General features: G+C 31.5%; 8 protein-coding genes. 6 read left to right on the top strand and 2 right to left on the bottom strand.

Features of this window, described 5'->3' with window-relative positions; genetic code table 11:
• The coding region (locus ASC36_RS02535) for a nucleoid-associated protein (RefSeq protein ID WP_167336865.1) at positions 1–341 on the bottom strand (341 nt) is incomplete at its 3' end.
• Between the two features lie 370 nt (positions 342–711).
• Here ASC36_RS02535 and ASC36_RS02530 point away from each other — a divergent pair.
• The gene (locus tag ASC36_RS02530) at positions 712–2304 is read left to right on the top strand and encodes a peptide chain release factor 3 (protein WP_055424908.1); all 1593 of its coding nucleotides are present in this window, start codon (positions 712–714) and stop codon (positions 2302–2304) included.
• Between the two features lie 87 nt (positions 2305–2391).
• Here ASC36_RS02530 and ASC36_RS02525 read toward each other — a convergent pair whose 3' ends face one another.
• Positions 2392–3624, bottom strand: coding sequence for a matrixin family metalloprotease (locus tag ASC36_RS02525; protein ID WP_055424907.1), 1233 nt, complete (start codon positions 3622–3624; stop codon positions 2392–2394).
• A gap of 322 nt (positions 3625–3946) precedes the next feature.
• Here ASC36_RS02525 and ASC36_RS11245 point away from each other — a divergent pair, with 322 nt between their 5' ends.
• The 5 genes from ASC36_RS11245 (at position 3947) to ASC36_RS02500 (ending at position 14088) form a co-directional block, all read left to right on the top strand.
• Positions 3947–6343 carry an ABC transporter permease subunit gene (locus tag ASC36_RS11245; RefSeq protein ID WP_082435380.1) on the top strand — a complete coding sequence of 799 codons (2397 nt, stop codon included), beginning with the start codon at positions 3947–3949 and terminating at the stop codon, positions 6341–6343.
• Positions 6344–6368: 25 nt separating this feature from the next.
• Complete coding sequence (locus tag ASC36_RS02515; RefSeq protein WP_055424906.1) at positions 6369–6869, top strand: L-2-amino-thiazoline-4-carboxylic acid hydrolase; 501 nt, start codon at positions 6369–6371, stop codon at positions 6867–6869.
• Complete coding sequence (locus tag ASC36_RS02510; protein ID WP_055424905.1) at positions 6862–8097, top strand: Zn-dependent hydrolase; 1236 nt, start codon at positions 6862–6864, stop codon at positions 8095–8097. Before ASC36_RS02515 ends, ASC36_RS02510 begins: the two co-directional genes overlap by 8 nt.
• A gap of 258 nt (positions 8098–8355) precedes the next feature.
• Positions 8356–10269 (top strand): molecular chaperone DnaK, encoded by a 1914-nt coding sequence (gene dnaK / locus ASC36_RS02505; protein ID WP_055424904.1) that lies wholly within the window; start codon positions 8356–8358, stop codon positions 10267–10269.
• Positions 10270–11016: 747 nt separating this feature from the next.
• On the top strand, positions 11017–14088 hold the full coding sequence (locus ASC36_RS02500) for a type I restriction endonuclease (RefSeq protein WP_055424903.1): 3072 nt from the start codon (positions 11017–11019) through the stop codon (positions 14086–14088).
• Positions 14089–14090: the final 2 nt, after the last annotated feature.

Raw genomic sequence — 14090 nt, 5'->3', positions numbered from 1 at the left:
ATAAAAATTTCGCCATTTTTAATTTGTGGATGATTGGATCTTTCAAAAAGATGATCCAACACTTTATCTGAAAAACTAACAAAATCGATGGTATCTTCAAAAATATCTTTACATAAAGAATATAAAATATTAAAATTTATGTCTTTCGTATAATGTGTGAATTGGAAATATTCCAGATTTTTTTTAAAGGGAGAAAGGAAATAGGGTTGCATTTCTTCTTCTTCTTTCTCGTTTAGATGGAATAAATCCCCGGCATAGATATTTTTTTCTTCTCGTAGTTTATTACCGGAAAATTGTAAAGTTAATTTTGAAATTACTGCATGTTTTAAATTAATCGTCATAAATTTGCCTGATAAAGAACTACAAAAATAATTCATTTAAATAGATCAGTGAATATTATTCCATATTAAATTGAAATTAAATAATTACATTTCATTTTATTCTTAAGATGAGAATTTAGAAGAGTATTATTAAATTAAATAGTTAATTTGCTTTGTTTAAATAAAAAAACAGGAGATTTGAGAGTAAGTTGAGGAGTAAAATTAGATAAATAGTTATTTTTTCCGATATTAATAAAACTGAAATTAAATTTACTTCATTTATTGTAATAATTTTTATACCTATTTGTAATTTAAATTCCATAAAAAACTGAATAGTTACACTAAAAATAAAAATTTTAAAAATTCTATATTTGCAAACATTTTATAACATATGGGAACAACTCTAGAAAAAGAAATTAAAAGAAGGAAAACCTTTGGAATTATATCCCATCCGGATGCCGGAAAGACAACCTTAACTGAAAAATTATTATTATTTGGTGGAGCCATCCAAGAAGCCGGGGCTGTAAAAAGCAATAAAATCAAAAAAGGAGCTGCTTCAGATTTTATGGAGATCGAAAGACAAAGAGGTATTTCTGTTGCAACTTCGGTATTGGCTTTTGAATATAAAGGAAAAAAAATAAATATATTAGATACTCCCGGACATAAAGATTTTGCCGAAGATACCTATAGAACGTTGACTGCTGTAGATTCTGTTATTGTAGTTATAGATGTAGCCAAAGGAGTGGAAGAGCAAACAGAAAAATTAGTACAAGTTTGTAGAATGAGGAATATTCCTATGTTGGTTTTTATAAATAAATTGGATCGAGAAGGTAAAGATGCCTTTGATTTATTGGATGAAGTTGAGCAAAAGCTACATTTAAGAGTTACTCCCTTATCTTGGCCTATTGGAATGGGATTGGATTTTCAAGGTATCTTCAATATGTGGGAAAATAATTTAAAATTCTTTACAGAAGAAAAAAAACAAAAAATAGGAGATAGCATTGAGATTAAAGATATTAATGACAACTTGATTAATGATTTTATTGGAGATCAGGCGGCAGAAAATCTTAGAAATGAACAAGAATTGATTCATTCGGTTTACCCAAAATTTTCTAAAGAAGAATACTTAAACGGAACTTTACAGCCTGTTTTTTTCGGATCAGCATTGAATAATTTTGGAGTTCAAGAATTGTTGGATGCATTCGTTGAAATTGCTCCTAATCCGCTTCCAAAAATGAGTGATATTCGGTTGGTAAGACCGGAAGAAACTAATTTTACGGGATTTGTATTTAAAATTCATGCCAATATGGATCCTAAACATCGAGATAGGTTGGCTTTCGTAAAAATTGTATCAGGAATTTTTAAACGTAACACTAATTACTTACATGTTCGTCAGAATAAAATGATGAAATTTAGCAGTCCCGCAGCCTTTTTTGCAGATAAAAAAGAAGTAGTAGAAGAGAGCTATCCCGGAGATATTGTTGGTTTACATGATACTGGTAATTTTAGAATTGGAGATACATTAACTGAAGGAGAAAAGTTGAATTTCAAGGGTATTCCATCGTTTTCGCCGGAGCATTTCCGTTATATAAATAATGAAGATCCTATGAAAACCAAGCAATTGGCAAAAGGTATAGACCAATTAATGGATGAAGGAGTAGCACAATTATTTACATTAGAGATGAATAACAGGAAAATAATAGGAACAGTTGGTGCGCTTCAATTTGAAGTAATACAATATCGACTGGAACATGAATATTCAGCTAAATGTAGTTACGAACCCGTGCATATTCATAAAGCATGCTGGGTTGAAACGGATGATGAAAAATCAACAGAATTTTTAGAATTTAAACGAGTTAAGCAAAAGTTTCTAGCTAAAGATAAGTTTGGACAGTTAGTGTTTTTAGCCGATTCTGCATTTAGCATAAGTATGACACTTGAAAAATTTCCATCCATAAAACTTCATTTTACCAACGAATTTTAAGAAGATAATATTATTATTAAAATGCAAAAAAAAAGAGAGTTATATTTGATAACTCTCTTTATAATTAATAGCTTGAATGATGTGGAATTATTTTAAAATATAAAAGGCTATGCCTTCATATTTGTATGTATATAAATTGTCGAGAGGAAATTTAATTTCACTATAATTTGTTGTAAAAAAATGATCTGGTTTATTAAGGGCTTTAAAAAAACGGTATACAGGAATTGTGTTAGGTTTCTGAGTTTTATATGCATAACCAGATATTCCTTCGTAAATCCATCCTCCTTGTCCACCATTTTTTAATTCATTCCAATTTAATGTAGATAAACGATCTCCATTTTTATAATTATAATATCTAAAAATAGGATAGGCTTCGTCAGTTTGATTGGCGAAAATCTTTCCTAATATTCCTTCATAAAATCTATTGCCTAATTCGTTATAATTAGAAGTATAAAAATGTTGTCCATTTATATAATATCTATAAAAATTTTTAGTTTCTACATAACTAACTTTACCCGGATATTGTTCAGATATAAATCTTTTGTCCATTGGAGATAGAACCACGTTCCATCCGCTAGACCACCCATCAAGAGTTAAAGATGCAGGAAAAGAATAAAGCATGATTGATTGACTGTCAAATGAAGAATAATTAGTAGTAGTGGAGCTATATTTTTCAAAAATGCTATGATTGACAGTTTCTTTGCTCCAATAATTAGGTGCTCCCCCGTAATATTCATATACTTTCTCTTTATTCCATTGTATATTTGCAGTAGGGCTCTGATGTTCATGATGTAATCCCAGTGCATGACCAAATTCGTGAATTATGGTTCTTGAAAATTCTGTATCGGAGGTATAATTGGTAAACCATCCAAAATTCATTGACGGAGTATTTTGGGCAATATATTTAGAATCAGTTCCAACATACGACCAAGATCCTCCACTATTATCAAAATTAATTTTAATATCAGCATCTTGATTAGAAGCAACATATTCAAAATTTAAATTAGCATATTTTAACCATTCACTGGCAAATTGTTTCACTTTATCCTGTAAAAAAGAATTTCCGTTTAAAAATTTAATTTTAATAGTTTGTCCGACGTTCCATTTTTTGTATTTACTACTTACTCCATTAACAGATACATCATGGGTAGAATCTTGCTTTTGAATAATTTCATCCGGTAAATAAGCATCCAAACAAAAATGCTCATTTTGTGTAATATTCTTTTCTGAAGAAATATCAGAGTTTAATGAATCCTCATTACAGGAAACCAAATATGCTGTAGAGCATAATAATAATAATAAATAGGTAAATTTTTTCATAATCATGTTTTTTTATAAATTTATCAAATATAGGAAATAATAATTATTTTTATATTTTATAAATATAATTTTTCCCAGTATATATAGAATAAATTTAATTTTAAATTCTTATAAGTTCATTTCTATTTTTAAATACTTATTTCATAAATTATAAATATCACAGTAAAAAAGTTGTATATAAAGTAAAAAGTTCATTTCAATATATTTTTATAAAAAGATAAAAAATAACTTTATTATGTATTAAATAATAAGTAAGTTTACCCATCAGTTTTATAGGGATTAAACTAGGTGGTTTTTATACTAATTAAAATAATAAAAGCTTGTGAATAACAATTTATTTAAAATAGATTTTCTATTGCCTACTGTATTTTTTAAATATGTATGTGTACTATTTTTCCTAATTTGCAATACAACTTATTATTATGCACAAACTTTAAAAAAAGGAGAATTAGCTGTAGGTATTGACCTTACTTATGCGCCCTATGCTTATTTACAAGGAACTCCTAGGGGTTTTGATCCTGACTTAATGAGACTTGTAGGTGAGAAATTAAACCTCAAGGTAGTATTTAAAGATACCAGAATAGAAAATATAATTATTGGCTTAAATGCAGATCATTATGACGTAATAGCTTCTGCTTTGTATGTAAATCCCCAAAGAGCACAACAAGTATTATTTTTACCATATCTTCAAACCGGGGGGGTATTGGTGGTAAGAAAAGAAGAATCTTATCGTCCGTTATCTTTACAAGACCTTTGCGGAAAGAAAATTTCATCCATGAAAGGTGCTGCATGGATTCCTAAATTAAATGAAGTTACTAAGAATTTTTGTTTTAAAAAGAATAAACAAACTATCGAAATTAAAGAATATCCCAGTGCTCCTGAAGCCACACAAGCGCTTTTATCCAAAGGAGTTGATGTTCAATATGAAGATGCTGCTGTAGCTAAAATGTTAGTAGATAAATTGGGTGATAAATTAGAGATTTCTACCCAAGAAATGATTGATCCCGTCTTAATAGGTTTAGCCTTTAAAAAAGAAAATAGTACATTAAAAAATCAAATAGCAAAAGTAATACAAGAATTAAGAAACTCAGGCGAATATCAGCAATTGTTGGATAAATATAATTTGGCTTATCCAAGTCAAGAACTATTGAATAAATATCAATGGGAAGGAGAAGCTAAATTAACACCCATAAAGAACGGAAGTTTTAATTGGAATTATTTTAAAGATCAACTATTTAATACAGATTTTTGGAAAGCCTGTGTAATTGTTATAGAATTAAGTTCTTTAACTTGGTGTATTGGGGTAGTGTCAGGTTTTTTTGTGGCATTACTGGGACAATGCACTTTTTCTTTTCTAAGAACTATTTCCAAAAGTTATATTTGGTTTTTCAGGAGTCTACCTTTATTAGTATTATTAATATTTGTATATAATCTACCTCAATTATGGCCCAAAAGCTCAGTACTTCTATCGAATCCCTTTATTTCAGGTTTACTAGCATTAGTCCTAAGTGAGACAGCATATATGGCAGAAATACACAGAGGTGCGTTACAAGCAATACCAAAAGGTCAGTATGAGGCAGGAAAAGTGCTTGGATTATCCTATTGGGGTGTTATGAGAATAATTATTGCCCCTCAAACATTTAAGATAGCCTTACCGGCATTAGCTAACCAATATGTAACTATAATTAAGTTAACGTCACTTGTATCGGTAATTTCTTTAACAGAAATATTATTAGTTGGGCAGCAATTGTATACTCGTAACTTTTTAGTAATGGAAACCCTATTAGCAGTAGCTATCTATTATATTTTGATTGTTACCATAATTACATGGATAATCAACCGGTTTGAAGAAAAATTTGATGTTCATAAAAAAAACACGGATACCGATGAAACTATACAAGTAGATTATGAAAAATTAAAAGAATATTCAAACATAAAAAACAAGAATGAAGGTAAAATCGCTTTAGAATTAAAAAATGTAAAAAAAGTATTTGGAAATACTTTAGTATTAAATGATATATCTCTAAGCGTTCCATGGGGAAAAGTAATAAGTATAATAGGTCCATCAGGATCAGGTAAAAGTACTTTATTAAGATCAATAAATGGATTAGAATCGATTGACACAGGAGATATAGAAATGGGTGGTTTACCATTTATGTTTAAAAATAACAACAAAATAAAAAAATCAAATAAAAAATTGCAAGTGCTGAAGATAGGAATGGTTTTTCAATCTTATAACCTATTTCCTCACAAAACAGTTTTAGAAAATGTTATGTTAGCACCTTTATATCATAAAAAAAATAAAGATCAAGAGTTAATACGAATACATGCATTAGCGATGCTGGAAAAAGTCGGAATGCTGATCCATGCCAATAAATATCCCCATCAACTTTCAGGAGGACAACAGCAGCGTGTCGCTATAGCAAGGGCGTTGGCTATACAACCCAGCATTATGTTGTTTGATGAACCCACTTCGGCCTTAGATCCGGAATTAGTACAAGAGGTTTTAAAAGTTATCAAAGAATTATCCAATGAAGGAATGACTATGATAATTGTTACTCACGAAATGAAATTTGCATTTGAAGTTTCAGATAGGATTGTTTTTATGGAGTCCGGACAAATTATATACAATGAAGATCCACAACAAATGAAGAAAACCCAGGATGAGAGATTATTAAAATTTATCGGAAATGTAGCTCTCGTTGAATATAATATATAAAAAACATAAGTAAACACGTACCAATATGAAAAATCAAAACGAAGAAATAGGTATTTTACAAAGAAGGAAAATAGAAGCAGAAATAATTAAACCTATATATGATATTTTAAAAAGAGAATATGGAACAGAACAGGCAAAAACCATTATAGAAGAAGCCGTTGCAAATGCCGCCATTCAGGCAGGGAAGGAGTTTGCCCAAAAAGAAGATGGCCCCACCTCTGTACAAAGCTTTGTAGCTCTCCAATATTTGTGGGAAAAAGATGATGCATTAGAAACAGAAGTAATACTTAATAATCAGGTTCAATACGAGTATAATGTGAAAAGATGCCGATATGCAGAAATGTATCATGAAATGGGATTGGGAGAAATAGGATTTTTGCTATCATGCAACAGAGATGCTAAATTTATCGAAGGCTATGCTCCGGATGTGAAGTTAACCCGCCCACATACCATAATGAATGGAGACGGGTTTTGTGATTTTCACTATAAATTAGAAAAAAGAAAAACAGAAAACTCCAATGAATGATAAATTATATATAAATTCGGAAAGATTACAATCTTGGTTAACTGATTTTGCTAAAATAGGAGGAACGCCAAAAGGAGGGGTAAATCGCTTGACGCTTACAGATTTAGATAAGCAAGCTCGTGATTGGTTTGTAGTGTTGGCGAAAAAAGCCGGATGTTCAATTAAAATAGATGCGATGGGGAATATTTTTGCAAGACGTTCGGGCGAGGATGATAGTCTTAATCCTATACTTATAGGCTCTCATATAGATAGTCAGCCATTAGGGGGTAAATACGATGGGATATATGGAGTATTGGCAGCGTTAGAAGCAGTTTATTCACTAAATGATCATAAAATAAAAACGGATCGTCCCATAGATATAGTTAGTTGGACTAATGAAGAAGGCTCACGTTTTGCGCCCGCAATGATAGGTTCAGCCGTTTTTTCAGGATTAACTTCTTTACAAGAAGGATGGGCATGTACAGATATTTCCGGTAAGACTATAGGAGAGGAATTAAAAAGAATCGGATATGCAGGAAAGGATAATTTTTTATCCTATAGAATTCATGCTTCGCTGGAGCTGCATATTGAACAAGGTCCGATTTTAGAAAATAATAATGAATTAATCGGTATAGTAACCGGTGCATTAGGGCAAAAATGGTACGATGTAGAATTTATAGGTATGGCATTACATGCCGGAACTACTCCTATGGATGTACGCCAAGACGCACTAATAGGTTTAGCCGAGGCAGTAATCGAAATCAATACAATCGGTAAAAATGAATATCCTGATGGCAGAGCCACTGTAGGAATGGTAAAGAATACCCCTAATTCCAGAAATGTAATTTCCGATAAAGCCCTGTTTTCGGTTGAATTTAGGCATCCTTCTCAAGAAGGATTAGACAGGATGGATCAACAATTATCTAAAAAGATAAAACAAATTGCTGAAAAATTAAATTTAAAATTCAACATAACCCCTATACTTTCCTTGTCTCCCTTACATTTTGATGATACATGTATAGAAGTAGTTCGTCAAGTAAGCCAAAAACTTAACTATCCACATAGAACTATGGTTTCAGGTGCCGGACATGACTCCTGTAATATTTCTAAAATAGCCCCAACATCCATGATATTTATACCTTGCGTTAAAGGTGTAAGCCACAATGAAGAAGAAGAAATTAAACCGGAGTGGATGAGCGCGGGCGCAAATGTTTTATTAAATGCAGTAATAGATTTATCCAAAAGATAAAAAAACTTTTTAATATTACTATTACTATTAATTAAGTAGTTTATTTACAGCAATTTAACTCCTTGTTTTTGATTTACTAAAGTTAAAAAATTACGGATTATGTAAAAATAATTAGACAATATGTCAGTTAACTAAACAATAATTATGACAAATTATGGTATAATGCTTCATGGCATAATCATTGAAATTAAATAAGCAATTATATAATTAAGTTTAGTATAATTAATAAAAATAAGTAATTAAAGAAAAAATATAAACATGAGTAAAATTATAGGAATTGATTTAGGAACAACGAATTCTTGTGTAGCTGTAATGGAAGGTAGTGATCCTACTGTTATTACAAATGCTGAAGGAAAGAGAACAACTCCCTCAGTAGTTGCTTTTATGGAAGATGGAGAGATTAAAGTGGGGGATCCGGCTAAAAGACAAGCAGTAACCAATCCACATAATACAGTGTATTCCATAAAAAGATTTATGGGTACTAGATTTTCCTCAGATACAAGTGAAATTTTCAGAGTTCCTTACAAAGTTGTAAAAGGTGATTCCGACACTCCAAGAGTAGATATTAACGGAAGATTATATACTCCTCAAGAAATATCAGCAATGATCCTCCAAAAAATGAAGAAGACTGCTGAAGATTTTTTAGGAGAAACAGTTGATAGAGCTGTAATTACAGTTCCAGCATATTTTAATGATGCACAAAGACAGGCAACTAAAGAAGCAGGTGAAATTGCAGGATTAAAAGTTGAAAGAATTATAAATGAGCCTACTGCAGCTGCTTTAGCTTACGGTTTAGACAAAGCTCATAAAGATCAAAAAGTGGCTGTATATGATTTAGGGGGGGGTACCTTTGATATTTCTATCCTTGACTTAGGAGACGGAGTATTTGAAGTATTGTCAACCAACGGTGATACTCATTTAGGAGGAGATGATTTTGATGATGTAATAATTAACTGGTTAGCTGAGGAATTCAAATCAGCAGAAGGTCTTGATTTAAAAGCGGATCCAATAGCATTACAAAGATTGAAAGAAGCAGCTGAAAAAGCCAAAGTAGAATTATCATCTTCTACTCAAACAGAAATCAACTTACCTTATATAACCGCTACAGCTTCTGGTCCCAAACACTTAGTGAAAACTCTAACCAGAGCAAAATTTGAACAATTAGCAGCAGATTTGGTTAAAAGATCTATGGAACCTTGTAAAAAAGCATTGGAAGATGCAGGGTTAAAAACTTCAGATATAGATGAAGTATTATTAGTTGGTGGATCTACACGTATACCTGTGATTCAAGAAGAAGTAGAAAAATTCTTCGGTAAAAAACCCTCCAAAGGAGTGAATCCTGATGAAGTAGTTGCAATCGGAGCAGCCATTCAAGGAGGAGTATTAACAGGAGATGTAAAAGATGTTTTATTGCTAGATGTTACACCGCTTTCATTAGGTATAGAAACATACGGAGGAGTATTTACCAAATTAATTGACGCTAATACTACCATACCAACTAAAAAATCTGAAACTTTCTCCACTGCAGCAGATAATCAACCGGCAGTTACTATTAGAGTAGGACAAGGAGAAAGACCTATGTTCAATGATAATAAAGAAATCGGAAAGTTCGATTTAGTGGATATACCACCTGCACCAAGAGGTGTTCCACAAATTGAAGTAACTTTTGATATTGATGCTAACGGTATTTTAAGTGTATCTGCTAAAGATAAAGGAACTGGTAAAGAACAATCCATAAAAATACAAGCATCTTCCGGATTAAGTGAAGCAGAAATTGAAAAAATGAAGAAAGAAGCTGAAGCAAATGCCGAAGCAGATAGAAAGAGGAAAGAAGAAGTTGAAAAATTAAATTCAGCTGATGCAATGATTTTCCAAACCGAAAAACAATTAAAAGAATTTGGAGAAAAATTACCTGCAGAAAAAAAACAATCGATAGAAGATGCGTTGGCAGATTTGAAAAAAGCACATGAAAGCAAAGATATTTCTGCTATTGATGCCGCTATGGAAAAAATAAACGCAGTATGGGCTTCCGCTTCAGAAGATTTATATAAATCCGGTCAAACTGCAGAAGGAGCAAACCCTGGTGCTCAAGCCGGAGGAGAAGGATCTTCCGCAGGATCTAATCAAGGTGGAGATAATGTAGAAGACGTAGATTTTGAAGAAGTGAAGTAATAGTAAGAGTAATATTTAATATAAATAAAAAACCTCAGAGCCGAAATCTGAGGTTTTTTTATAGATATACACCAGTCATAAAAAAATTGTTCTTAAAAATAAAAAAACGAAAATCTTAAATAATTAGGTCTATATATAATATACAAGAAACAAAATTGTTATGGGGTCTTTATATTAATTTTATCACCAATCCATTTTTAACGTCCACTTGAAAACATGGAGTGAAAGAATAATTATTTACCGTTCTATTCATTTCATTAAACAAAACATACATCGATAATCGAATGATAACACCCATCTGTTAGCGCTTTTAAAAAATATTTATAATTACGTACCCATTCATTATGACTTTTCAAAATTACTTTCCCTTAAATTACAGCTTAAAAAAAGAAGTTATGGATGTGAAGAGAATGAAAAGCATACAAACATCTAAGTATTAACAATTAAAATGAAAAGAAAAAAGTAAGCTTAAAAAAATATTTATTTTATATTAAGATATTCGATATATTTGCCATATTTTTTAAATAAGATATATACAATTTATTTTATTACTATATACAGAATAAGATAAATTGTTTGAAAAAATATTTTACACTAACTTGAATGAATTATTAGTCTTAAAAATTTTGTTTTATTTTAGGCTAGACTTGTATGCCAGAATAAACTAGCTTAGAGGTTATTTGATCTTATTTAGAAATTACTATATCGATGTAAAGAACTTGTTGATTCGAAACAAAGAGGTAGAATATGGTTTTTAATGAAAATTCACGAGTTAAAATTCCAGCCTTATTGCATCTGTTACAATTAGGGTATACATATATTCCCTTAAAACAACACAATCATAGAGAGGATACGAATATATTTGGAGATATTTTTATAGAAAGCTTACAACGGATTAATCCTTATGTGACCAAAGAAGATTTATATCGTACGTTGGACGAAATAAGCTTAGAATTGAATAATGAGGATCTGGGAAAGACATTTTATCAACACCTGACTGCTACTTCAGGTATAAAATTGATTGATTTTATAGACTTCGATAATAACAGTTTTCACGTAACTACAGAATTGACGTATAAAAATGGCGATGACGAATTTCGTCCGGATATAACATTGCTCATAAATGGAATGCCACTTGCTTTAATTGAAGTTAAAAAGCCACATAACAAAGAGGGAATTATTGCGGAACGAAATCGTATAAATGATCGTTTCAAAAACAAACATTTCCGACGTTTTGTTAATATCACGCAATTGATGGTCTTTTCCAATAACATGGAATATGAAGATGAAATTCTTGAACCAATCTTGGGAGCCTATTATGCTACTTCATCCTATACGGATCTATCATTCAATTATTTTAGAGAAGACGAAGAATATCCGGTCAAGCAACCTTTACGTCCCATTACTGAACAGGAAGAAAATACAGTATTGATAGACAATGACTTATTGGAAATTAAATATAGTCCTGAATTTAAGACGAATAAAGAACCTACTACGCCAACTCACCGAATACTGACTTCATTATTTAGTAAAGAGCGTTTTGCCTTTCTTTTGCGTTATGCTATTGCTTATGTAGAAGAAAACAGCGGATTGCAGAAACAGATTATGCGTTATCCACAGCTTTTTGCAACTATAGCGATCATCTCCAAACTCGAGAAAGGCTGGAATAAAGGGATTATTTGGCATACACAAGGTTCAGGAAAAACCGCGTTGACTTATTACAATATAAAACACCTAACCGATTACTACCAAAGACAAAATATAATTCCAAAATTCTATTTCATTGTAGATCGGTTGGATTTGCTCATACAGGCATCAACTGAATTTTCCAACAGAGGATTGAGAGTGAATCTCGTAAATTCTAAACAAGAATTTATTCAAGACATAAAAGTGGTTGGAGCTATTCATAACGATAGTGGAAAAGCTGAAATAACCGTGGTAAATATCCAAAAGTTCAGCGAAGATTCGGTTGTGATTAAAATGACTGATTATGATATAAATACACAACGTATTTATTTTATCGACGAAGCACACCGGAGCTACCATCCCAAAGGTAATTATCTCGCAAGTCTGATAAATTCCGATAAAAATGCAATTATTATTGCCCTAACAGGAACCCCTCTGTTGAGAGAAGTAGCAAAAGAGTACGATTCAAAATTATTGTTTGGAGGCTATATTCATAAATACTATTACAATCAATCCATTGCTGACGGATATACACTTCGATTAATTCGAGAAGAAATTGAAGGCAGCTTTAAAATGGAAATGAAAGAAGTAATGCAACGGATCAAGGTATTACAGGGAGAAATAAAAGCTTCTGATGTTTATGCTGATAGACGTTTTTCTCAAGGATTATTGGATTACATAACGAAAGACCTGGATGACTTTCGCGAAGTTTGGCAAGATGATACTCTGGGAGGTATGGTCGTTTGCGACTCTTCCAAACAAGCCAAAATGCTCTTTCAACTGTTTGAGGAAAAATATGGTATACAAGAAATTAACATAGAAAAGTTGTCCGAAGCAGCAGAACCTTCTGTACCTTATGGCAATAGAAAAAAGAAAAAACTTACAGCTGCTCTTATTCTTCATGATGAAAATGATAAAACTATTCGAGAAAAACTCATTAAAGCCTACAAAGCAGGTAAAATTGACTTATTGTTTGTGTACAATATGTTGCTTACCGGTTTTGATGCGAAACGGTTAAAAAAACTTTATCTGGCAAGAGTGATTCAGGATCATAATTTATTGCAGACACTAACCCGAGTTAATCGTCCGTATAAAAAATATGAATATGGATATGTGGTAGATTTTGCAGATATCTCCCAAGCATTCGATCGTACTAATCGTATGTATTTTGATGAGCTGCAAAATGAGTTGGGAGATGACGTTCAATTTTATACCCACTTATTTAAATCAGAAAAAGAAATAAAACAAGAATTACAGGAAATCAACGAAACACTTTTTAATTACGATACCACTAATTGTGAAGTTTTTTCGCAACAAATTGCTCAAATCACAGACAAAGTAGAGTTGCTGCGTTTGATAAAAGCGTTGCGAACTGCCAAAGAATTGAAGAATATCATAGCCCTTAACCGTTATGAAAAGTTAAAGGCTATAACCGACTTTGAACTGTTGAATCGTTTGTTAATTGAAGTACAGGGTCGGTTAGATAATCTCAATCTTATGGAAAATATGAGCAATGGGGAAGTCCCACTAAAGCTGTTAAGCACTGCTTTAGAAACTATTGTTTTCCAGTTTTTCAAAAAAGGAGAAGAAGAACTGAAATTGGCTGATGAATATAATGAATTGATTCGTAAAACTCGCGAATCCTTACAACATAACTTTGATCCGTCAGACCCTAATTTTGTGAGCTTGAGCGAAGAATTGAAGCGTATTTTCAAGAAGAAAAACCTTTCGGAAACAACGCAAACTGAAATGGTAGAGAATATGCATTTGTTTCGTCAGATATATGAAAAAGCAAAAGAATTAAATCGTAAAAATGAACTGCTGAAAGCCAAGTATGAAAATGATGAGAAATATACCCGTATACATAAACGTTTGGTAGAAAAAGATACATTAAATGTCAAAGAAATGCAGTTACACCGAGCACTCATGCAGATAAAAAACGAAGTCGATAACAGGATTGAAGAGCAAAAAGATATTGTAAATAACGAGCCATATTTTGTTAAATATATTATGCAATTGGTGGTAAAAGAATTTAAAAATAAAGAAAACTTTTTGATAGACTTTGATACTACCGAAAAAATCAAGCAACTGATCGTAAGAGAATATATGAAACAGTATAATGATAGATTTTAGAT

This window comes from Apibacter mensalis (genome assembly GCF_001418685.1).
GTDB classification, from domain to species: Bacteria; Bacteroidota; Bacteroidia; order Flavobacteriales; family Weeksellaceae; genus Apibacter; species Apibacter mensalis.
This window is presented reverse-complemented; position numbering and strand designations above follow the sequence as displayed.